Genomic DNA, 20,979 nt, shown 5'->3' on the forward strand with positions numbered 1-20,979 from the left:
TGTTAACAGAGATTGTAATAAGGGTTTCATCATGCGCTTTAAGCAGGATTTTTTTGAACAATTAGAAGGTTTTTATAGTCAGGTATATCCGCAAGCCATTTCTAACCCGCATTGGTTAGGGTGGAGCGATGACGCCGCCGCATTAATTGGTTTAGATAAACCCAATGATGAATTATTGATGCAGCTTTCGGCTAATCATGCCGCAGAAGGCGCCACTTATTATGCTCAAGTGTATAGTGGCCATCAATTTGGTGGTTACACGTCGCAACTAGGTGACGGGCGCTCGATTATTTTAGGTGAAGCTATTGGCCCTGATCATGCCTGGGACGTGGCATTAAAAGGCGGCGGGCCAACACCTTATTCACGCATGGGTGATGGCCGTGCGGTAATGCGATCAGCGGTGCGAGAGTTTCTTGTGTCTGAATCTTTAGCGGCATTGAATGTGCCGACATCTCGTGCTTTAGCTGTTATTGGCTCTGATTTACCAGTGTGGCGCGAAGGTCAAGAAACCGCTGCAATTACAGTTAGGCTGGCTAAAACTCATATTCGCTTTGGTCATTTTGAGTATTTCAGTTATACCGGTAAAGGCGATAACACCAAGCTAACACAGCTGGTGGACTTTACTATTAAGCAGCATTTCCCGCATTTATCGACAGACAACGCCGGCTATGTGCAGTGGTTTAGTGAGGTGGTTGCCGCGACCGCTAAAATGGTTGCCCATTGGCAAAGTGTTGGTTTTGCCCATGGTGTTCTCAACACCGACAATATGTCAATTTTAGGCGACAGTTTCGATTTTGGCCCCTTTTCATTTTTAGACACTTTCAAAGAAGATTTTGTCTGTAATCATTCTGACCATGAAGGTCGTTATGCATTTGGTCAACAACCAGGTGTGTGTTTCTGGAATTTACAACGGCTTGCTCAGGCACTGACACCGCTGATAGCGTCTGATGATTTAGTCCAGGCATTGAATCAATATCAGCGCCATTTAATCGATCATTATTTATTACTGATGGGTAATAAATTAGGCTTACCTATATTTGAGTTCACTCAGGGGCAGTCAAGTGATGCCGCTAAAACTGAGCAGCAACAACAAGACTTGCAGTTAGTGGATAAGTTCACCTCTTTACTTGAAGCCAATCAATTAGATTACACTAACAGTTTACGTCGCTTTGGTGAGTTAGACTTAAACAGTCAACATGCCAGTTTACGTGATGATATGGTTGATTTAGCTAAGTTTGATCAATGGTTTGCAGCTTACCAGCAACGTGTTGGTAAAGTGGATGATGTCGTCAATTGGCAGCAGGCGAGAAACGCCGCTAATCCAAAGTATATTTTGCGTAACTACCTAGCCCAAGAAGCCATTATTGCCATTGAAGAAAATGGCGATAACACTAAGCTAGCGCAATTACATCAGTTATTACGTCAGCCCTTTGCGGAGCAACCAGAAATGGCAGACTTTGCTAAACGTCCACCCGACTGGGGACAGGGCTTAATTATGTCGTGCAGTAGTTAATTGAGAAGTGAAATGAACATAGAGTCAGCCACGTTAGACCACGAAAATTTAAGTTTATTAATTAGTGCTAACATTAATTTTGAGCAATTTGCCGATTTTGCCGAACCATTAGCAGCGGCATTAGATTGCCAGATCCGTGAGCGTCAGTGGGGCGCTGATCGTCATCAATGGCTATTGGATTTTGAAGGCAGTCAGTTATGGCTGCATTATGAGTTTTATGGTGACATTTGCTGGCTAAGCACCGAACGCCAAGATGAGTTCGACGTGCTAGTGTATTTACATCGCTTACTACAGCCCTATATTCAGTCTTAATGACTAACCTAATGCGATCAGAAAACAACAATAAGCGAATAATATGAGTGAACAAGCTACAGAATTTCATTACCAAGCGTTAACACCTGATTTAATTCTTGATGCCATTGAAAGTATCGGCATTTATCCTGAAACAGGCTTACTAGCATTAAACAGTTATGAAAATCGGGTATATCAGTTCCGTTGTGATGACGCCAAACGTTATGTGGTGAAGTTTTATCGCCCTAATCGTTGGACCGATGAACAAATTCAAGAAGAACATGACTACTCACTCGAACTGGCTGAAAACGAAGTGCCTGTTGCTGCGCCACTGATCATAAATGGCCAGTCGCTACACCATTATAAAGGCTTTCGCATGGCGTTATTTGACTCCATTGGTGGGCGTGCATTTGAGGTCGATAATCTTGAACAGTTAGAGGCTGTAGGGCGCTTTATTGGCCGCATTCATCAATATGCTACTAGGCAGCCATTTGTGCACCGTGAAGTGCTAAATCCGCAAATTTTAGGGGTTGAGCCGTTAAATTATTTACGTGAAAGCGGTATGGTAGCCCCTTCGATGGCCAACGCATTTTTTACTGTAGTAGAGCAAGTGCTAGACAAGACGATGACTATTTGGCAACGTCAGTCGTTTAGCCATATGCGTTTACACGGCGATTTACACCCAAGTAATATTCTATGGACACCCAGTGGCCCAGGATTTGTTGATTTAGATGATGCAAAACAAGGCCCCGCGGTGCAAGATATTTGGATGATGTTAACCGGTGATCGCCAACAACAAACATTGCAGCTGGATATTTTACTTGAGGGATACCAAGAGTTTACTGATTTTGATACACGCCAGTTAAGTTTAATTGAGCCTTTACGGGCACTGAGAATGATCAATTACAACGCTTGGCTGGCTAAACGTTGGAAAGATCCGGCATTTCCAATGAACTTTCCATGGTTTGGTGATCTCAAATACTGGGAGCAACAAACACTGGCATTTAAAGAGCAATTGGCCGCATTAGATGAAGCGCCATTGAGCTTATTTTAAACTTCCTATAAAAATGAAAGTTAAATAAACTTCATTTTTACTGGTTGGTGTAAATTGTTACAAATACAATCGATCTATGATGATGAGTTTATTCAATGCTAAAGGTAAGATGTCAGCATTGATTTATGGTTAACCCAATACATTACCAATATATGCGCTACGCAAAAGGAACTAAAATGAAAAAAGCATTATTAATGGCTGCAGCATTACTGTTTACACCATTGGCTGCAACAGCAGCAGATTACCAAGAAGGTGTGCATTACACTGTGATTAATGAAGGTCCTGGTTCTGCTAAGCCAGAAATTACCGAGTTTTTCTCATTTTTCTGTGGTCATTGTTATAACTTCTCTAAAACCGTTATTCCAAACATTAAAAAGACGTTACCTGAAGGGGTTGCGTTTAATCAGTCCCATGTCGAATTTATTGGCAGTGAAATGGGCGTAGAAATGTCGCGTGCTTTTGCTGTAGCTCACCAATTAAAAGTAGAAGACAAAGTTGAGCCTGCTTTGTTTGCCGCTATCCATGATAAGAAGCAAAGCTTCGCCAGCTTAAATGATATTCGTTTATTGTTTATTGCCAATGGTGTTGAAGGTAAAGATTTTGATGCAGCAGCCAATTCATTTATGGTTAATGCGCAAATGTCTAAAATGAAACGTGATGCGACAAATGCCAAAATCTCTGGTGTACCGTCATTAGTGGTTAACGGTAAATACCGCGTTGAGACTGGTTCAATCAAATCTTACGATGAGCTGTTAGATATCGCTTATTACTTAGCGCAAATGAATAAAAAATAGTTATTCATTATCCTAAAATAAAAAAGGGAGCTTAGGCTCCTTTTTTGTTGGGTCATGTAAAACATAAATAACAGGCAAAAAAAAACCGTACGCTTTAAAAGCTGTACGGTGCAGAGCTAAATAGCTCTGTATACCCTGAGTAACGGGAAGATAATACCAGTACGTCAAAATATTGGCAAGTGACATTTTTTTGTCGTTTGGTTTTTTTCAAATTAATCACTTTTTGATCAAAAAACCGCTGTGGTGATGCAACTTTGTACAAAGCGAGTGGTCAAAAGAAATACGATAAACAATCTATAGGTATTGAAAGCACCCTATAAGGGCTTAAAGTAATCCATGGGTTTGTTTGTTTCGTAATATGTTTATTGAATTAAAGATATCTGGCTTGAGAGTTATTGATGGCGTTAAGTCTGCCTTAGTCTAGTTTAAGCATCATTTAAGGGTGCACTATTTATACTGGCTTCGGCTTGAAGTGTTTATTCTGGTAAGGCATTAACCTCAATAAACAATTCACTTTAATAAAGAGTCAGCCACAGTGAATAGTTTATCCTTGTGCGTGATACAACTACTCGCTACTAAATAGTGCCGACAAGGAGGCGATATGAGAATGTTCCCTGTTTATGCCCCTAAACTTATTGTTAAACACGCAAGAATTTTTTTCAGTGGCGTGATTTGGGTCAAAGATTTAGGTCGTTTAGAATTTAGCTGCGGAAGGTTTTTATTGCCGAAAAAAAGCCTACCACAGGTGAGGCAGGCTATTTTAGAATTAAATGCGCTAATTGAATCACAACATGATCAACCCGCGTAAATTTTAATATTTAATTAAATTTCGCTATTTAATAAACCAACAAGACCGTTGACCTTATCACTCCATGAGTTTAGGTCTTGTTCTAACTGTTGGTTTTTTTCTGATAGTGTTACATTCTTTTGCTTCTCTTCTTCAAGCTCCATTTTTAGTAGCTCAATGTTTTCAAGAGTTGCCTGGATTTTGGTTTCCAGTTGGGACAATAATTCAAGGCTCATGGGGAGTCCTAATGGTTTCTGGATGTAAACCTCATTCTAGCAGTGACAGCCCCCTGTGGAATAGTCTTAATCGCTAAGTGGGCAAAAAATAAACTAAATTTAATACTATTTTTACGTTTAAGCCTATCTTAGGTCAAACCTGTTCATATCACTCGATAAATTCAACTTAGATAGGCCCATTGTTGCTAGCAAAAAAGCCAATGTTCATGATACTTTTTATATTCAATTAAATCATGATGGCGACAACAGCACGATGATCAACCGAATCGATGTCAATCAACGTATGAGCAGTATTGTTATACACAATAAAACCGTTTATTTATGTGGCCAAGTTGCAACCGATAAATTTGCTGATATCACCACTCAAACTCACACTATGTTAGCTGAGGTTGACGCCTTGCTTGTTCAAGCCGGCAGTCAACGTGATCATATTCTGTCAGCCACAATCTACCTTAAAGATATGCAAGATTATGACGCCATGAATCATGTTTGGGACAATTGGCTACCCAAGGGCCATGCACCGGCTAGAGCCTGCGTTCAGGCGGCAATAGCAGAACCCGAATACCTGGTTGAAGTGTCAGTGATTGCCGCTGTGATGGCGTAAAATATGGGATCTGTTTTAGCTGTAAAAAGCTTATTTGAAACAAAGTACTGATGCTTGTTACGTTGAATTGACGTAATCTGCGCAACAATAGAGACGGTAAACTTGACTTTATTTACCGCTCTCAATAGTCTTCAAGCTCAGTTTTTAAGGTGGTATGCAATGGATATAAAATATAATTTAAAACCCGCGTCAGAGCGCCGCACTGAGCAGTTTACTCCCGAAGGTAATGTTGGCTTTGGTAAGCTACGTACCGACCATATGTTTATGATGGATTATCGTGATGGCCAGTGGTGTGATCCTCGCATTGTACCTTATGGTCCTTTTGAAATGGCGCCAGGTGCGATGACCTTGCATTATGGGCAGTCTATTTTTGAGGGCGCTAAAGCCTTTATGCATCAAGATGGTGAAATTTACACTTTCCGTTTAAACAAAAATGCCGAGCGAATGAATCGTTCAGCGGACATAGTGTGTATTCCTAATATTGATGAGCAAACTCAGTTAAATGCCATTAATAGCTTAATTGATGTTGATAGAAAGTGGTTTCCGATGCAAGACGGCGCATGCTTATACATTCGTCCGTTTATTTTTGCTACAGAAGACCGTTTATCAGTTAGCCCGAGTCAGCAATACACCTTCTGCGTTATTTTAAGTCCATCTGGTGCTTATTACGCCTCAGGTGTAAATGAAGGCATTCGCTTACTTATTACCACTAAGTTCCACCGTGCGGTATCAGGTGGTACTGGGGCATCGAAAGCCTCTGGTAACTACGCTGCATCATTACGTGCTGGTAAAGCGGCGGCAGAATATGGTGCAGCACAAGTGCTGTATCTGGATGCGAGTAATAAGCAAATCGAAGAAGTGGGTGCAATGAACCACTTCCATATTTTAAAAGATGGCACCGTGATTATTCCTCAGTTTACTGACACCATTTTAAAATCGATTACCTCGCAATCGATTCTGGAATTGGGTGAGTTACTGGGTTGTGAAGTACGTCAGGAAACCGTGATGTTAGATAAATTCATTGCCGATATAGAGTCGGGTGAAATTGTTGAAGCCGGTGGTTTTGGCACGGCTGCTGTAGTGTCGCCTGTAACCTCATATATTTTTGAAGATCACCGAATTGTGACGGTTGGTGATGGCAAAGTGGGCCCGAATATTAAAAAGATTTATCAAGTCTTTACCGATATTCAAAAAGGTAATATACAAGGCCCACAAGGCTGGGTGAAGCGTGTTGAAAAGGTTGCGCCTTAGGGCTTGATGATTACGCGCTACCTGAGTTAAATAATAAAATCCGATATCAGTGATGATGTTGGATTTTTTATTTATTCACGTTTCACTGCGTCAATACCGCTTTGGCCAAAGTTGCAAAATCGACGAGCTAACAATCGCATTTGTGAATTAGCATCACGATAGTGATGCTTTTTATAAGGCATAGTGGCACTCTATTTATTCTCTGAGTTTTCGGTTTAGTCAGAGTCTGTTAGGCTTGTTTTTTGGGACTTACCATAGAATGAATTAAGCTTATTTTAGTGTGATTTAAGAGGCAATTATGATTTTGATTACCGGTGCAAGCAGTGGGTTAGGGGCGGCATTAGCTAAATGTTACCTTGATGATAACGAACAGGTGATTATTTCTGGGCGTAATAAAACGCGCTTGAATGCCTTAGCACAAGGGACAAACATCTCCGTTATCAGTGCCGATTTAACCTCTGATACCAGTGTTTCAGCCCTTTTTGATCAGCTTGATCAGGCTCAACAAACTCAATTTAGATTAAACACGGTTATTCATTGTGCTGGCAGCGGCTACTTTGGCAACATTGATACCCAAGATGCGGATTCGATATTTAGCCTTATTCAAAACAATGTTACATCGGCCATTTTACTGGTGCGTGAATTAGTTAAACGCTACCGTCATCAAGCCGTCAATGTGGTGATAGTGATGTCTACAGCAGCATTAGCTGCTAAGGCTGGCGAATCGACTTATTGTGCAGCTAAATGGGCCGTACGCGGTTTTATTGAGTCAGTTAGATTAGAGCTAAAGGGTTACCCAATGAAAATTATTGCGGTATATCCTGGGGGAATGGATACCGGCTTTTGGCCGACAAGTGGTAAAACCCTAGATACCTCTAGCTTTATGAGTGCGGATGAAGCCGCCAGTATGCTAAAGCACGCGTTAGTGAGTACTCAGCATGGTTATGTTGCCGATATTACCATTAACCGAGGTTAGCCGGAGATAATAATTTGTTTAGAGTAATCGTTAGTTTTTCGGCGACCAAAAATCGTTTTCAGTACGCGAAGGCGTTAACGTGATTCTAGTGCCTTTATTCAAATAAGTGGTACAGGCAACGCGTAAAAGAGAGCTAAAATTATTGATTTCGCCGCGTTTAATAATGACTTCACGATAAATGCGGGTGAGAAATTCAGCGATAGACAATTTGGCTTCTTCAGCGATTTGCTGCACAATCTGCCAAAATACCGCTTCAAGTCGAATACTGGTCACCACACCGTCAATGCGAATAGAGCGGGTTTGTGATTCAAAGAGTTCAGGGTCTGCTCCAGAGTATATTTCACACATATGATGATCCGTCACGTTGGCTTATTAGTGCCCATCGTGACGGATTATATTTGCTGATGCAATCCAAACTTTACACTTTAAGCGCTGATTATTAGCGAGTTAACAATAGATTAAATTGTGCTAACCAATCTGGATGTGCCGGCCAAGCTGGCGCGGTGACAAAGTTACCATCAGTAATGGCTTCGGTAACGGCTATCTCACAGTATTCACCACCGGCCTGTGTCACTTCAGGGGCGCAAGCTGGGTAAGCTGATATCTTTTTACCTTGAACTACATTGGCGGCCGTTAATAGCTGGACACCATGACACACAGCCGCAATCGGTTTATGACTTGCTGCAAAAGCTTGTACTAACGCAATGACTTTTTTATCAAGACGAAGGTATTCCGGCGCGCGGCCACCTGGGATAAGCAAGGCATCGAATTGAGGTTCGAAAATGTCATTGAAATCGCCATTTAATGCGAATAAATGCCCAGGTTTTTCGGTGTAGGTTTGATCGCCTTCAAAATCATGGATAGCGGTTTTAATGGTGTCACCTGCAGATTTATTTGGGCACACAACAGTGACTTGATGCCCCACCATTTGTAATGCTTGAAACGGCACCATTAGCTCGTAATCTTCAACAAAATCGCCTGCAATAATAAGTACTTTAGCCATAATAAACCTCCTGTTAAATTGATATTCCTTTGCAACTTTACTCGGTTAAAAATCAGGGTGGTAGTAACCCAATACTACAAGGTGAGAGAGAAGGTTTGCAGAGTGGGTATTGTTTAATTCAGCAGTCTGTTTGCCGAAAAGAATAAAAGAAAAGTAGCACTGAGCTATGTCAGTACTACTTTTCTCTCAACATTATTTTTAACCAGCAGCATATTTAATCAATATTAGTTACAGTGACATCGACACGCGTTAGAAAAACCCTAACGGATTAATATCGTAACTGACCAATAAATTCTTAGTTTGTTGATAGTGATTTAACGCCACTTTATGGGTTTCTCGACCGACACCCGATTTTTTATAACCCCCAAATGCCGCGTGGGCAGGGTACATGTGATAACAATTGGTCCATACTCGGCCTGCTTCAATCTTACGTCCCATGCGATAAGCTAAATTCATATCACGGGTCCACACGCCTGCGCCTAAACCGTATTCAGAGTTATTCGCCAGTGCCAATGCTTCAGCTTCATCTTTAAACGTGGTTACCGAAATCACAGGGCCAAAAATTTCTTCTTGGAACACTCGCATGTTATTAGTGCCTTTTAGCAAAGTTGGCTGAATATAAAATCCTTTTTGATAATCGCCATCAATCGCTTCTATGTCACCGCCCAGCAAGACTTCTGCACCCTCATCTTTGCCAATGGCAATGTAGCTCATGATCTTATCGAACTGCTCTTGGGAGGCCTGAGCACCAACCATGGTTTCAGTATCGAGTGGATTACCGCGTTTAATCGCTTTGGAACGTTCAATGATTTTGGCAATAAATTGCGGGTAAATATCTTCTTGGATCAACAATCTTGACGGGCAAGTACACACTTCACCTTGATTGAAAAATGCCAGTACCGCGCCTTCAATGCATTTGCTTAGGTACGCATCTTCAAAATCAAATACATCTTTAAAGAAGACATTGGGGGATTTACCGCCTAGCTCAACGGTTGAGGGGATAATATTTTCTGCGGCGCACTTCATAATATGTGAGCCAATAGGCGTTGAGCCGGTAAAGGCTATCTTAGCAATACGTTTGCTGGTGGCCAGCGCTTGGCCTGCCTCAGCGCCATAACCATTGACAATATTCAGTACACCGGCAGGTAATAAGTCACCCACCAGTTCCATTAACACTAAAATAGAGGCTGGGGTTTGCTCTGCGGGTTTTAACACCACGCAATTTCCTGCTGCTAATGCTGGAGCTAATTTCCAGGCGGCCATTAATATCGGGAAATTCCACGGAATAATTTGGCCCACAACCCCTAAAGGTTCATGAATATGATAAGACACAGTATTGGCGTCAATTTCAGCCGCACTGCCTTCTTGTGCTCTTAAACAACCTGCAAAGTAGCGAAAATGGTCAACCGCGAGGGGAATATCTGCATTTAATGTTTCACGCACAGCTTTGCCGTTGTCCCAGGTTTCAGCAACAGATAATAAGGTTAAGTTAGCTTCCATGCGGTCAGCTATTTTGAGTAATATATTCGAACGCTCAGCGGCTGAAGTCGCTCCCCACGACGCTTTTGCTCTGTGAGCAGCATCTAAAGCCAAATCGATATCGTGTTGATCAGAGCGCGGAATTTGGCAGAAAACTTGGCCATTAACTGGGCTGATGTTATCAAAGTATTTGCCATTGACCGGTTCGACCCATTGGCCACCAATATAGTTTTGATAAATCGATTTGAAGGTCATCACTGAGCCTGTTTCACCGGGTGCTGCGTAGATCATAATACTTTCCTCTAATTGTATTTGTTGGATTACTAATTAACCTAGAACAGTTATAGGAAAGTTTACTATTCTGAAAATCCATAGCTGTTGACTCACAGTACAAATAATTATCTGACCTGTGTTTTATGCGTTGCGCCAATAGTAAGGATTGTTGTACGGAATTATGTATGGGGTTGATAAGCGGGATTGTTATATCGAATAGATGTAACCCTGCAATAGGTGGCAGACATGATAAATGGATTTTTACAGCAAAAGCGCGCAGCGCCTCAAGTGCTGGTTGAGAATAAAATTAGCTTTGCTGGGCCCGAGGTAGAGCTCAGTATTTATGATACGTTTGAGCAAGCGTCCCGCGTAGCGTTGAAGTCAGATCAATTATTGTTTTGCGGCATGGTAACTGGCAAAAAAGTGATGCATTCGGTTGATGATTATGAGGCGGCTTTTTATCCCCATGAGTCTTTTATTATGGCGCCAAATCAGGCGGTAGAAATAGACTTTCCTGAGGCTAAAATTCATCAACCGACAACCTGTTTAGCAATAGAAATTTCGACTGACCGTGTGCAAACAATTGCCAATCAACTGCAAATGCGTGCACCTATTAGTAAAAGTTATGGTGATTGGCAATATCAGCAATCCTTAGTACACACCCATCATAACGAGCAAACCCAAGCTTTGCTTGAGCGCATGGTGCATATTTTTACTGAAAATGAAGTCGACAGAAATTGTTTAATTGATTTAGCCATTTCAGAATTGGTGATCCGTTTGTTACGTTTTCAAACTCGGGATTTTTTGTTGTGCCACAGTGAAAAAGATCCTGAATTTAATGGGCTTAACTCGGCGTTACAGTATATTAAAAGTCACTTAAATGAAGCACTTAATATCGATGCTTTATGTCGCCAGGCTTGTATGAGCCGGAGCAAATTTTTTTATCAATTTAAAATCCATTTTGGCTGCACGCCAATGGCGTTTCAGCAACAGATACGCATCAAGCAGGCGGCAAAATTAATTGCCCAGGGCCAGCAAATTACTCAGGTGTGTTTTTCGCTGGGGTATCACAGTGCAAGTCATTTCAGCCGCTTGTTTAAGCAGGTTTACGGGATGAGCCCGACGGATTATAAACTGCGGCATTTAAGTAGTTAGGCTTGTGATAAAAGGCTGTTTAAGATATTACGGTAGTTAGTTCTTGGCTGTGAATAACTTTGTTTCGACCTGTTTTTTTTGCGTGATAAAGTGCTTCATCTGCTAAATTGATAGCATTTTCAATTTTGGAATCAGCGGTTTTGACATCAACAACCCCAAAACTGGCGGTGACAGATATTGCAATATTGCTATAGTAGATTGGCGTTGATGCTAATATTTTTCTTAGCCTTTCAGCAACATCAAACGCTTCTTTATAATTGGCTCTGCCAATTAAAATAACAAACTCTTCTCCACCAATTCTGCCGATTAAATCGTCAGATTTAACGTGTTGTTTTAATCGTCTAGCAACCTGGCTTAATACTTGATCACCAGCAGTATGGCCATATTGATCATTAATCATTTTAAAGTTGTCGATATCAGAATAGATCAAGCAAACATGTTGATTAGACTGTTTAAAGGAGGTTAGTAGATGGTTAGCTTTATCATAAAAGCCACGTCGATTAAAGCAACCTGTTAATTGATCTGTTATTGCCAATGTTTTCATTTCTTCAGCTAAGTCAGAAGCTAACATGTACAGAACGAAAACGGACATACCAACATAAGCCGCTGGCAAAGAAGTGAAATTCACCATAGCGTATAAGTGCACTAAATCCATATTTATTACAGCACCTTGTGATAAGGCGATACTGGCAGCAATAAATAATGTTAATGCGAAAAGGGCGTGCACTATTGAAGCCCCTATTTCCGCGGGGCGCGAATGTTGACGATGCTTAAGAATAACAAATGCTGTGGTCAGTAAAAAAAACACATCAATATATAGGTATAAAGACATACGTAAACCAATATGAGGATTAAAAATGGTGAAATAAGTAGTTAGTGATACACCTAAGATAGCAAGGCTGAAAAAGAGGAGGCGAGATATTTTAACTCCAGCTCTTAAGCAGTGCCCCCATGTCCCCATAATGACAGCAATAAGTGATAAAGAAGAAACTATAATCCAATAAAGTTCATTGGAAGAGAATAAGGTTTTCCCTAAATTTACTGCCCATAAAGCCGCAGAAACCATAAAAGAAACTGAGAAAAACAGTGTGTATGTCCGTCTTCCCATCGAATACCAGGACATTAGAAAGATAATTGAGAGCATGACACTGGCAAAAAATAACGTAATAAGGGTGTAACTAAAAGGACTGTCCATAAAGAAATTCCAACCTCTGCTGTTCTTTAAATCTATACCAAAATGAGGTTTTGTCTAACTTTAGTGGTAATTAAATAGAGTTCTCAGACTAAATTACGCCATTAAATTGTCCCTTTTTGCGAAGTCAATCTCTCATTGATTAAACTATTGATAGGACAATCGTAATCGTCAATAGCGGGATAAAAAGCACTAAGTTTTATTAAGATAGTGTAGGTTATGCGTCAATACTTTTTAACACTGCAGTTGTGATAGCGCTCGCTGGGTTAAGGTTTCAGAGTAGGCATTTATTTTAGGATGCTCTGGGCTCCAGCCTTTGATAAAACGATGAAAATCAGCCCAGGCAATGGCGTATAGCGGACGCCATGTACTTTCGAGTTGTGCTGAATTGATAGCGGGGTGGTAGTGCGCAGCGCTGATGGCTAATTGCTTGAAATAAAAATCTATATACTGCTGTACGGCTTGTTCTATGCTCGCTGTGGGCTGATTAAATGCCATCACACTACTGAGAAAATAGGCCACATCTTTCATGCCGCAGCCTTTGCCAATGTATTGAAAATCGACCGCAGCGGCTTTAGCTGAATCAGGGGTAAAACAAAAGTTAGCCAGCTTTGCATCACCGTGTACTAAGGTTTTAAACGGGCAATTATTAAGGATGCTATCTAACGAAGCAGCCGCATTTTTGAGTTTATCATCTTGTAATACTTCTAGTTCATCAGGCCTTGTCGCTAAGTGCCAGTATGTGCCAATCGGCCATAATCCCTCGTCAGTATGCTGCATAAATCTGCCATGAAAATGAGCCAGCCAGGTTAAACAGGCCTGAATAACCGCTTGTGTTGGTTGGGGGTTAACACGATTGAAACCGAGTACGGCTAAATCTTCTAAAATGAGCAGTGTCTCGTGGTCAGTTGTTTCAATCCATAGACATTTTGGCACACAAGAATCAGCCGTACAGAGATTGGCGTAATGCTGATACCAATAACTTTCTACTTGATACGATTGGAGTTTCCGCTGGTGTGATAAATCAGTCGCCCAGCCTCTGGGATGAGTTTTGGGCTGTGGGAATTGAATATGTTTAACAATGACCGATGCACAGTGATAACCCGTCAAATAGACTCTAACAAGCTCACCATAACCGCCCCAAAGTGATTGTATAGGGTCAACATGGGAGACGCTTTGCGCGCCAAGGGTTTTAACGATTTTTGCTAACTGTTGTGATTGCATATTACTTTGGCATAACCGGGCGAGATAAATCAAACCGATTATCTTCGGTAACTGTGTAATAAGCGGTTGGGCCGCCTGCTCTCATAATGGGTTCAGCGAGTGTTGTTTGATAGATACCATTGTCATCAATCAGGTGATTGGCGATATGCACCGCAATGACTTCACCAAGCACTAGCCAGGTATCAATATCTTGGCCATTGGCATCTTTTAATTGAATGCATTGGGTTAACTTGCATTCAAAGTTCACCGGACTTTCCGCCACTCTGTCTACCCCAATCAACTTACTCGGTGCAGGGGTTAAGCCCGCAAAGGCAAACTCATCTTCACCGTGGGGTAAAGCCGCAGATGTTTGATTCATTTTTTCAGCTAATTCACGGGTGGTTAAGTTCCACACAAATTCGCCGGTTTCTACAATATTGGCCACGCTGTCTTTCCAAGCTGTGCTGGCAAAACCGATAATGGGCGGGGTGTAATTGAAACAGTTAAAAAAGCTATAGGGCGCAAGATTGCGTTGGCCTTTGCCATTGCGTGATGAAATCCAGCCTATTGGGCGTGGACTGATAATGGCATTAAGCGGATCGTGGGCTAACCCATGGCCTTCACTCGGTTGATAAAAATAGCGGTCGTCTTGAGCCATTAGTCAGTTCCTTATTGTGATGAATGTTTGTTTTTTGAACATTTATGATCCAGCTCCCGCCTTTTTGTTCCGAACAGCCTAATATTAAATCATCAGAGTGATATCTAGCATACAAATTGGAGATTAGCATGCAAATGACATTGCGATTTTTAGGCGCGACACAAGAGGTTACTGGATCTTGTCATCTAATCACAGTTAACCAGCAATCTATATTACTTGATTGTGGATTAATTCAAGGTGGCAAGGCGGATGAGCTGCGTAACCGTGACCCGTTTGATTTTCGGCCTGAACTTATTAGTGCCGTGGTATTAAGTCATGCCCATATTGATCATTCAGGTCGCTTACCGCTATTAGCAAAGCAAGGATTTACTGGCCCAATTTATACCCATAAAGCCTCGGCAGAGCTGTGCGCTATTATGTTAAAAGATGCCGCTATGCTGCAAGAGCGAGACACCGAGCGGCAAAATAAAAAACGTGCCAAAAATGACTTAACACCGCTTGAGCCTTTGTTCACCCAGGATGATGTTGATCAGGTCTTAACCCAGTTTGTTGCCCTAGAATACGGCCAACGTTTTGCGGTAACAGACGATATCGAAGCGACGCTATCCGATGCGGGTCATATTTTAGGTTCTGCGGTAGTCGAGCTTTGGCTGGGGCAGCAACCTGAGCAAAAAAAGCTGGTGTTCAGCGGGGATCTTGGCCGTGAAGGCATGCCAATTCTGTCAGACCCCACCATAATAGAACATGCAGACTTAGTGATGATGGAAAGCACCTACGGCAACCGTCAGCATCGAAGCTGGCAAGATACCCTGACTGAGCTTAAAGGCATCTTTGCCACTACCATTCATAAAAGCCGTGGCAATATTTTACTGCCAGCTTTTTCGGTGGGACGGGCGCAAGAATTACTGTACTTATTCCATATTTATGCCAAAGAATGGGATTTATCGCGCTGGCGAATTTGTCTTGATAGTCCGATGGCAATTAAAGCAACCCAGGTTTATGTGAATAACTATCCATTGATGGATGAAGACTTTAAGCGTTTTACTCGTTTATCGCCTGGGCAACATCCCTTATTATCTACCGCCGAATTTACTAGCAGCACAGAAGAGTCAATCGAGCTTAATGATATACATGAAGGGCTAATTATTATTGCCGGTAGTGGCATGTGTAATGGCGGTCGCATTCGTAACCATCTAGCCCATAACCTTGCGCGCAAGGGTACCGATATTATTATCTGTGGCTATCAAGCTTTAGGTACTCCAGGGCGTCTGCTCGTCGATGGGGCTAAAGAGCTAACCATTCACGGTCAAAGTATAAAAGTGGATGCCAAAATTCATACTATTGGTGGGCTTTCTGCCCATGCTGATCAGGCCGAACTCTTAAGTTGGTATCGTCATTTTGTTGGCAATCCTCCCGTGGTCTTAGTTCACGGAGAGCCTGATTCACAAAAAACATTGCTCGAGATGTTAAGTCAGGACCCGCAATTAGCTCCCCAAAAAGGGGTAATTGTTGAAAAGGGCAACTGTTTAGACTTGAATGCCTTACCTGAATTAGTGTGGGTACCTAGTTAATGAGGTCAGTTATGTCCAGATAGTCTTAGGCCTTTAAACTTAAAAAGCGGAGATTTTATGACTCTGTAAATGGATTTTAATGTGTTAGCTTGTTAAATAACCTTTACTGACATGTTGAAATCAAATGCTGATATATAAATTATTACCGTCCTCTGCAATGGCTTGTTTGCAGGGGTCATTGCTTGCGTTACCTATTATTCTGAATCCTGCGTTTGCTAACGCAAATGTGCCATTATCTAGCAGCGTTAACAAAGCCTTACCACAATTAGAATCGCTTTATATTCACTTACACCAGAACCCTGAGTTGTCGTACCATGAAAAAAATTCCAGCGCTCGAATGGCGCAGGAATTAACCAGTCTTGGATTTACCGTGACCGAAAATTTTGGCGGTTACGGCGTGGTAGGTATATTCAAAAATGGTAAAGGACCGACAGTGATGATCCGCGCTGATACCGATGGTTTACCCATTATTGAACAAACGGGAAAATCTTACGCCTCTAAGGTAACCACACTTGATGCCAGCAATAATAAAGTGGGTGTAATGCATGGCTGTGGCCATGATATTCACATGACTAGCTTAATTGGTACAGCGCAGCAGTTAATGCAACATAAAGCCGATTGGAAAGGCACGCTTATGATGGTCGCCCAACCTGCTGAGGAAGTGGGCGGTGGTGCTAAAGCCATGTTAAAGCAAGGCTTGTTTAGCCAGTTTTCAACCCCAGATGCCGTATTAGGTCTGCATGTTAGTGCGACAATTCCCGCAGGTAAAGTCGGTGCCATTAGTGGTTATGCCCTGGCAAATGTCGATTCTGTCGATATCAAAATCAAAGGTAAAGGTGGCCATGGCGCATACCCACACACCACAATAGACCCTATTGTCTTAGCCGCGCGCACTGTGATGGCACTGCAAACCATTCCGAGCCGTGAGATATCTCCACTTGAGCCCAATGTGGTTACAGTGGGGTCTATTCACGGCGGATCAAAGCATAATATTATTTCTAATGAAGTGATGTTGCAGCTAACGTTACGCTCATATAATCCTGATGTCCGTGAGCAACAAATCGCGGCGATAAAAAGGATAACTAAAGGCATAGCCATTAGCGCGGGTTTACCAGAAGAACTGATGCCTGAAGTGAATGTGCATGATGATGAAACCATCCCCTCTACCTATAACGACCCAATGTTAGCGGCAAAAGTGAAAGCCAGTATTGAAGCTGAAATTGGTACCGATAACGTGCTCGTTGCGCCACAAGTTATGGCAGGTGAAGATTTTGGTTTATACGGCAGGACTGCCGAAAAAGTACCTATCACTTTATTCTGGTTAGGCGCAGTTGAGCCTCAAATATATGCCGATAGCGTGGCTAAAGGAGACACTTTACCGTCACTGCATTCAAGCCAATTTGCCCCAGATTATCGGTTAACTATCAGCACAGGGGTGAGATCAATGACCCGAGCTGCGATAGATTTGTTTAATCAGTAAATCTAACAATGTCTGCATATGCAGGCATTTTTATTTCAGCTATTTTTTATAATAAGTGGTTATAATGCCACGAAATCACTCATTCATTATCGAGCTCCCATGACCATTATTTTGACCACCAATGTCGGCGATATTCACATCGAACTCGATATGGAAAAAGCCCCTGTTAGCGCAAAAAACTTCATCAGATACTGCCAGGAAGGATTTTATGAGCAGACTATTTTTCACCGTGTGATTAAAGGATTTATGATCCAAGGGGGTGGATTTACCGCCGACATGGCTGAAAAACCGACCCATGCGCCGATAGCCAATGAAGCTAATCGCGGTTTAAGCAATGTATTGGGCACTATTGCTATGGCACGCACAGATGCGCCGCATTCAGCTACAGGGCAGTTTTTTATCAACACTGCTAACAACAGCTTTCTCGATCATACCGCCACCACTAACAATGGTTGGGGTTATGCTGTGTTTGGCAAGGTCAGTGCAGGTATTGAGGTGGTGAAACAGATTGAAAAGGTTAAAACGGCAACGATTTCTGGCCATGAAGATGTACCAAAAGAGCCAATTATTATTGAGTCGGTGACGATAACCAACTAAGCATAACGAGTGAGCATCACAGCGGCTAAATAAAATTCATTACCGATTGAGGGGACTCGATTCGGTAGTGGGTTGGCGTTATTGAGATAGACCATAATTACCTAATATAGGCAGAATGTTACGACAGATTGTTACAGGCTGTTACCAAAAACCTTGTCACTATTACCACTAACTTTTACTCACAGCTTCATTCCGTTATTTATTGATGATAAAACTAATACATCATACTAATTTAGGTGTAGATAAGTATGTGCTAATAGCCGGTTTATCGAGAAAGAAGGTTTATCGAGAATACTATGCCGCTTACAGATACAGAATTTAAATCTTTACAGCAAGCTAAACAGTTGCTTGAAAACCCTGGGCTGGCGGCTAAGTTAACCGATTACATCGGCGCGCCTATTGAAAAAGGCTTTGCCTTGCTGCCAAAAAGTATTAGTTCTACAGTGACTAAAGTCACTCAAGCTGCCTTGATGAAGGCAAGTCAAGCTGCCTTGTATACCTTAAAAAATCAGCCAGGGGCGCACTCATCTAATAAGTTACATAAACTGGGCGTAGTAATAAGTGGTGGCGCAGGTGGTTTTTTTGGCTTGAGCGCGATAGCTATTGAACTGCCCATTTCAACCACCATTATGTTACGTTCAATTGCCGATATTGCTAGAAGTGAAGGTGAAATCATCACTGAACCTGAAACACAACTTGCCTGCTTGTCTGTATTTGCTTTAGGTGGAAACACAGTTGACGATGATCAATCTGAGCAAGGCTACTTTGCTGTGCGCACCGTATTAGCGAACTCTATTGCGGAAGCCGCCGAGTATGTTGCCAGTAAAGGGATTTCAAAGGAAGCGGCTCCTATGTTAGTTAAATTAGTTGCCATGATTGCGGAACGTTTTGGCATACAAGTGACTCAAAAGATGGCTGCTCAGGCTGTGCCTGCTATTGGCGCTGCCGGTGGGGTGGTCATTAACACTCTGTTTATTAGTCATTTTCAAGACATGGCTCGAGGACACTTTGTTGTTAGGCGTTTAGAGCGCAAATATGGCGTAGCACTTGTGCGTAAATGGTATGACGACATTGAACTAAAGCTCTAGCCAGGCAGGTGCTATAACAATACAAGTAGCAGTAAGCAGTATTACTTTAGTCAATAACCTAATAATCAAGATCAAAGCGGTACGCTTTGTTTCAACCAAGGATAGCCATAATAATGAGATTGAACTCAGCCATAAAAGGGATAGTGTACAGTGCGTTAGCTTTAGTCGGTTTACATGCTAATGTAACCGTCGCGAAAGATAAATTAAGCTTTTTAGAATACACCATTGAAGCCGACATAGAACTGGTCCAGCCCGCTATATCAGCCAATATTATGGACAATGAAGGTAATGAACTTATTGTCATTGGTGTCGATGATAATGCCCAACGTTGGCTATATATTTATGGTTTTAAGCAAGAAAAATTAAGCTTATTAGACAAACAACCATTAAGCCAAGCACTGTTTCGCTACGATGTTTATCAGCCTGAAGATGACAGTCAGCAATTACAATTACAAAAACTGTACTTTTTAAGTGCCGACACTTTGTGGCAATACCAAGTTGGCCATCCTGCGTTAGCGTCAATATCTGAGCAGGCTACGCAAAGCCAAATCAGTAAAGCTGCCAGTATTAGTTCAATAACCTTAACTCCCCAAGCTGATTTCATCTCCCGTGGAGAATTTGTTAAAGACATCAATAATGATGGCATTGCCGATATTGTTTTAAGTGACTTTAAAGCCATGCATATACTGCTAGCTAATAATGATCCCGCCACTGAAATACAGACCTTTATCACACAATCTTTACCTTTATTACCCAATATTGAATTAACCGATAATGGCGCACAATATAGTCAACCAACCTTGTATTTTTCCGACGCTAATTTTGATAACCGAGACGATATTATTAAAGTGGGCGAGGGATTATTAGAAGTCTATTTTCAGCAAGATAACGGTCAGTTTTTGTTATCGGCGACATTTATTCCTGTGAGTCAGCCTATCAGCGGAGTGAACTGGTGGAATAAGCGTGACATTTATGGCGGACAATTAGATCAAAGTAATTTGATGCACCGTAAAGTTGAAAAACTCGACGATATTAACGGTGACGGAATAACAGATTTAGTCGTGCGCTATACCAAAAGCAGCGGTGTATTTGATAAAAGTAACGATTACGAGGTGTATCTTGGCCGTAACAAGGACAATACCCTCAGTTTTGGCCGTAAACCTACCAGTGTTATTCGGGCTGAAGGCACATTATCTGGACTCAGTTTTGTGGATTTAGACAAAGACAACATAGATGAAGTATTGGTGTCGGGTTTTGATATTGGCGTGTCACAAATTGTTGGCGCATTGTTATCTGGTAGCATTGACCAAGATGTCTATGTGTTCAAAATGAACAGTGAGTTTCAATTTCCCAAACAGGCTAATGTGGCTAAAGAAGTTGAATTAAGTTTTAGTTTAACCTCAGGCCAAACCGGTGAGCCTGTTATTACTCTAGGCGACTTAAATGGTGATGGTTTTCAAGAGTTACTATTATCGGATACCGAAAAACGATTAAAAATATTTCAAGGCCAAAGTGGTGAGTCACCATTTTCTAGCCGCAGTGATGAGTTGGAATTTACCTTACCTCAAAAAGGCTCGCTCGTGTCTGTGACCGACATTAATCACGATGGTAAAGATGATCTATTGGTTCATTATGGCCGCCAGGATGATAAGGCCTTACAGCGCAAAATATTAGTCTTTATTGCCGAGTAATACTTAGCATGAGTTTATTAAATGTTAGCTTAGGCTGATTAATTTATCTGTAATAGATTAAATCAGCCTGGTTTTGTTGATAC

General features: G+C 41.7%; 21 protein-coding genes. 14 read left to right on the forward strand and 7 right to left on the reverse strand.

All coding sequences use genetic code 11. The features are described from left to right. Nucleotides 1-31: 31 nt before the first annotated feature. The 5 genes from ACRWQM_RS01675 to ACRWQM_RS01695 all read left to right on the forward strand — a co-directional run bounded on the left by ACRWQM_RS01675 (nt 32) and on the right by ACRWQM_RS01695 (nt 4,460). Nucleotides 32-1,513 (forward strand): protein adenylyltransferase SelO, encoded by a 1,482-nt coding sequence (locus ACRWQM_RS01675; RefSeq protein ID WP_434931041.1) that lies wholly within the window; start codon nt 32-34, stop codon nt 1,511-1,513. 12 nt (nt 1,514-1,525) lie between these two features. After that, complete coding sequence (locus tag ACRWQM_RS01680; RefSeq protein WP_434927355.1) at nt 1,526-1,825, forward strand: DUF3630 family protein; 300 nt, start codon at nt 1,526-1,528, stop codon at nt 1,823-1,825. 43 nt (nt 1,826-1,868) lie between these two features. Continuing rightward, nucleotides 1,869-2,858 (forward strand): serine/threonine protein kinase, encoded by a 990-nt coding sequence (locus ACRWQM_RS01685; RefSeq protein ID WP_434931043.1) that lies wholly within the window; start codon nt 1,869-1,871, stop codon nt 2,856-2,858. A 176-nt stretch (nt 2,859-3,034) separates the two neighbouring features. Then, on the forward strand, nt 3,035-3,652 hold the full coding sequence (locus ACRWQM_RS01690; RefSeq protein ID WP_226412889.1) for a thiol:disulfide interchange protein DsbA/DsbL: 618 nt from the start codon (nt 3,035-3,037) through the stop codon (nt 3,650-3,652). Between the two features lie 601 nt (nt 3,653-4,253). Beyond that, nucleotides 4,254-4,460, forward strand: a complete 207-nt coding sequence (locus tag ACRWQM_RS01695; RefSeq protein WP_434927352.1) for a DUF1107 domain-containing protein — start codon at nt 4,254-4,256, stop codon at nt 4,458-4,460. 14 nt (nt 4,461-4,474) lie between these two features. Here the strand turns inward: ACRWQM_RS01695 and ACRWQM_RS01700 are convergent, their stop codons facing one another. Then, entirely contained in the window at nt 4,475-4,675 is a 201-nt protein-coding gene (locus ACRWQM_RS01700; RefSeq protein WP_434927351.1) for a cell division protein ZapB, read from the reverse strand. A gap of 253 nt (nt 4,676-4,928) precedes the next feature. Here ACRWQM_RS01700 and ACRWQM_RS01705 point away from each other — a divergent pair, with 253 nt between their 5' ends. The 3 genes from ACRWQM_RS01705 (at nt 4,929) to ACRWQM_RS01715 (ending at nt 7,506) form a co-directional block, all read left to right on the forward strand. Then, nucleotides 4,929-5,279: a RidA family protein gene (locus tag ACRWQM_RS01705; protein WP_434931044.1), complete on the forward strand. Its 351-nt coding sequence runs from the start codon at nt 4,929-4,931 to the stop codon at nt 5,277-5,279. A 159-nt stretch (nt 5,280-5,438) separates the two neighbouring features. Then, nucleotides 5,439-6,530, forward strand: a complete 1,092-nt coding sequence (locus ACRWQM_RS01710; protein WP_434931045.1) for a branched-chain amino acid aminotransferase — start codon at nt 5,439-5,441, stop codon at nt 6,528-6,530. Nucleotides 6,531-6,828: 298 nt separating this feature from the next. After that, nucleotides 6,829-7,506 carry an SDR family NAD(P)-dependent oxidoreductase gene (locus ACRWQM_RS01715; RefSeq protein ID WP_434931046.1) on the forward strand — a complete coding sequence of 226 codons (678 nt, stop codon included), beginning with the start codon at nt 6,829-6,831 and terminating at the stop codon, nt 7,504-7,506. 30 nt (nt 7,507-7,536) lie between these two features. On the opposite strand, the gene ACRWQM_RS01720 is transcribed toward ACRWQM_RS01715, so the two are convergent. From ACRWQM_RS01720 to exaC, 3 genes are all read right to left on the reverse strand, one after another. Continuing rightward, the gene (locus tag ACRWQM_RS01720; protein ID WP_434931047.1) at nt 7,537-7,854 is read right to left on the reverse strand and encodes a ribbon-helix-helix domain-containing protein; all 318 of its coding nucleotides are present in this window, start codon (nt 7,852-7,854) and stop codon (nt 7,537-7,539) included. Nucleotides 7,855-7,945: 91 nt separating this feature from the next. After that, the gene (locus tag ACRWQM_RS01725; RefSeq protein WP_434931048.1) at nt 7,946-8,509 is read right to left on the reverse strand and encodes a DJ-1/PfpI family protein; all 564 of its coding nucleotides are present in this window, start codon (nt 8,507-8,509) and stop codon (nt 7,946-7,948) included. A 249-nt stretch (nt 8,510-8,758) separates the two neighbouring features. After that, nucleotides 8,759-10,279, reverse strand: a complete 1,521-nt coding sequence (gene exaC, locus ACRWQM_RS01730) for an acetaldehyde dehydrogenase ExaC (protein ID WP_434931050.1) — start codon at nt 10,277-10,279, stop codon at nt 8,759-8,761. A gap of 228 nt (nt 10,280-10,507) precedes the next feature. Between exaC and ACRWQM_RS01735 the strand changes: the two genes are divergently transcribed. Further along, nucleotides 10,508-11,416: an AraC family transcriptional regulator gene (locus ACRWQM_RS01735; RefSeq protein ID WP_434931051.1), complete on the forward strand. Its 909-nt coding sequence runs from the start codon at nt 10,508-10,510 to the stop codon at nt 11,414-11,416. A gap of 19 nt (nt 11,417-11,435) precedes the next feature. On the opposite strand, the gene ACRWQM_RS01740 is transcribed toward ACRWQM_RS01735, so the two are convergent. The 3 genes from ACRWQM_RS01740 to ACRWQM_RS01750 form a co-directional block, all read right to left on the reverse strand. Continuing rightward, nucleotides 11,436-12,611: a GGDEF domain-containing protein gene (locus ACRWQM_RS01740; protein ID WP_434931052.1), complete on the reverse strand. Its 1,176-nt coding sequence runs from the start codon at nt 12,609-12,611 to the stop codon at nt 11,436-11,438. 231 nt (nt 12,612-12,842) lie between these two features. Next, nucleotides 12,843-13,832: a phosphotransferase gene (locus ACRWQM_RS01745; RefSeq protein ID WP_434931053.1), complete on the reverse strand. Its 990-nt coding sequence runs from the start codon at nt 13,830-13,832 to the stop codon at nt 12,843-12,845. Between the two features lies 1 nt (nt 13,833). Beyond that, nucleotides 13,834-14,469, reverse strand: a complete 636-nt coding sequence (locus ACRWQM_RS01750) for a flavin reductase family protein (protein ID WP_434931054.1) — start codon at nt 14,467-14,469, stop codon at nt 13,834-13,836. 128 nt (nt 14,470-14,597) lie between these two features. On the opposite strand from ACRWQM_RS01750, the gene ACRWQM_RS01755 reads away from it, so the two are divergent. The 5 genes from ACRWQM_RS01755 (at nt 14,598) to ACRWQM_RS01775 (ending at nt 20,896) form a co-directional block, all read left to right on the forward strand. Beyond that, nucleotides 14,598-16,040 (forward strand): MBL fold metallo-hydrolase RNA specificity domain-containing protein, encoded by a 1,443-nt coding sequence (locus ACRWQM_RS01755; RefSeq protein ID WP_434931055.1) that lies wholly within the window; start codon nt 14,598-14,600, stop codon nt 16,038-16,040. A gap of 124 nt (nt 16,041-16,164) precedes the next feature. After that, nucleotides 16,165-17,520 (forward strand): M20 metallopeptidase family protein, encoded by a 1,356-nt coding sequence (locus ACRWQM_RS01760; protein WP_434931056.1) that lies wholly within the window; start codon nt 16,165-16,167, stop codon nt 17,518-17,520. A 99-nt stretch (nt 17,521-17,619) separates the two neighbouring features. Then, the gene (locus ACRWQM_RS01765) at nt 17,620-18,117 is read left to right on the forward strand and encodes a peptidylprolyl isomerase (RefSeq protein ID WP_434931057.1); all 498 of its coding nucleotides are present in this window, start codon (nt 17,620-17,622) and stop codon (nt 18,115-18,117) included. Between the two features lie 296 nt (nt 18,118-18,413). Beyond that, complete coding sequence (locus ACRWQM_RS01770) at nt 18,414-19,205, forward strand: EcsC family protein (protein WP_434931058.1); 792 nt, start codon at nt 18,414-18,416, stop codon at nt 19,203-19,205. Between the two features lie 113 nt (nt 19,206-19,318). Beyond that, a complete protein-coding gene (locus tag ACRWQM_RS01775; RefSeq protein WP_434931059.1) occupies nt 19,319-20,896 on the forward strand; it encodes an FG-GAP repeat domain-containing protein in 1,578 nt (525 codons plus the stop codon). Nucleotides 20,897-20,979 lie beyond the last annotated feature (83 nt).

Source organism: Shewanella sp. HL-SH5 (assembly GCF_051163755.1).
GTDB classification, from domain to species: domain Bacteria; phylum Pseudomonadota; class Gammaproteobacteria; order Enterobacterales; family Shewanellaceae; genus Shewanella; species Shewanella glacialimarina.

Excerpts from the sequence above, each read along its gene's own strand:
- ACRWQM_RS01675 (WP_434931041.1), top strand. The coding sequence starts at position 32 with ATGCGCTTTAAGCAGGATTTTTTTGAACAATTAGAAGGTTTTTATAGT.
- ACRWQM_RS01680 (WP_434927355.1), top strand. The coding sequence starts at position 1,526 with ATGAACATAGAGTCAGCCACGTTAGACCACGAAAATTTAAGTTTATTA.
- ACRWQM_RS01685 (WP_434931043.1), top strand. The coding sequence starts at position 1,869 with ATGAGTGAACAAGCTACAGAATTTCATTACCAAGCGTTAACACCTGAT.
- ACRWQM_RS01690 (WP_226412889.1), top strand. The coding sequence starts at position 3,035 with ATGAAAAAAGCATTATTAATGGCTGCAGCATTACTGTTTACACCATTG.
- ACRWQM_RS01695 (WP_434927352.1), top strand. The coding sequence starts at position 4,254 with ATGAGAATGTTCCCTGTTTATGCCCCTAAACTTATTGTTAAACACGCA.
- ACRWQM_RS01700 (WP_434927351.1), bottom strand. The coding sequence starts at position 4,675 with ATGAGCCTTGAATTATTGTCCCAACTGGAAACCAAAATCCAGGCAACT.
- ACRWQM_RS01705 (WP_434931044.1), top strand. The coding sequence starts at position 4,929 with ATGATCAACCGAATCGATGTCAATCAACGTATGAGCAGTATTGTTATA.
- ACRWQM_RS01710 (WP_434931045.1), top strand. The coding sequence starts at position 5,439 with ATGGATATAAAATATAATTTAAAACCCGCGTCAGAGCGCCGCACTGAG.
- ACRWQM_RS01715 (WP_434931046.1), top strand. The coding sequence starts at position 6,829 with ATGATTTTGATTACCGGTGCAAGCAGTGGGTTAGGGGCGGCATTAGCT.
- ACRWQM_RS01720 (WP_434931047.1), bottom strand. The coding sequence starts at position 7,854 with ATGTGTGAAATATACTCTGGAGCAGACCCTGAACTCTTTGAATCACAA.
- ACRWQM_RS01725 (WP_434931048.1), bottom strand. The coding sequence starts at position 8,509 with ATGGCTAAAGTACTTATTATTGCAGGCGATTTTGTTGAAGATTACGAG.
- exaC (WP_434931050.1), bottom strand. The coding sequence starts at position 10,279 with ATGATCTACGCAGCACCCGGTGAAACAGGCTCAGTGATGACCTTCAAA.
- ACRWQM_RS01735 (WP_434931051.1), top strand. The coding sequence starts at position 10,508 with ATGATAAATGGATTTTTACAGCAAAAGCGCGCAGCGCCTCAAGTGCTG.
- ACRWQM_RS01740 (WP_434931052.1), bottom strand. The coding sequence starts at position 12,611 with ATGGACAGTCCTTTTAGTTACACCCTTATTACGTTATTTTTTGCCAGT.
- ACRWQM_RS01745 (WP_434931053.1), bottom strand. The coding sequence starts at position 13,832 with ATGCAATCACAACAGTTAGCAAAAATCGTTAAAACCCTTGGCGCGCAA.
- ACRWQM_RS01750 (WP_434931054.1), bottom strand. The coding sequence starts at position 14,469 with ATGGCTCAAGACGACCGCTATTTTTATCAACCGAGTGAAGGCCATGGG.
- ACRWQM_RS01755 (WP_434931055.1), top strand. The coding sequence starts at position 14,598 with ATGCAAATGACATTGCGATTTTTAGGCGCGACACAAGAGGTTACTGGA.
- ACRWQM_RS01760 (WP_434931056.1), top strand. The coding sequence starts at position 16,165 with ATGCTGATATATAAATTATTACCGTCCTCTGCAATGGCTTGTTTGCAG.
- ACRWQM_RS01765 (WP_434931057.1), top strand. The coding sequence starts at position 17,620 with ATGACCATTATTTTGACCACCAATGTCGGCGATATTCACATCGAACTC.
- ACRWQM_RS01770 (WP_434931058.1), top strand. The coding sequence starts at position 18,414 with ATGCCGCTTACAGATACAGAATTTAAATCTTTACAGCAAGCTAAACAG.
- ACRWQM_RS01775 (WP_434931059.1), top strand. The coding sequence starts at position 19,319 with ATGAGATTGAACTCAGCCATAAAAGGGATAGTGTACAGTGCGTTAGCT.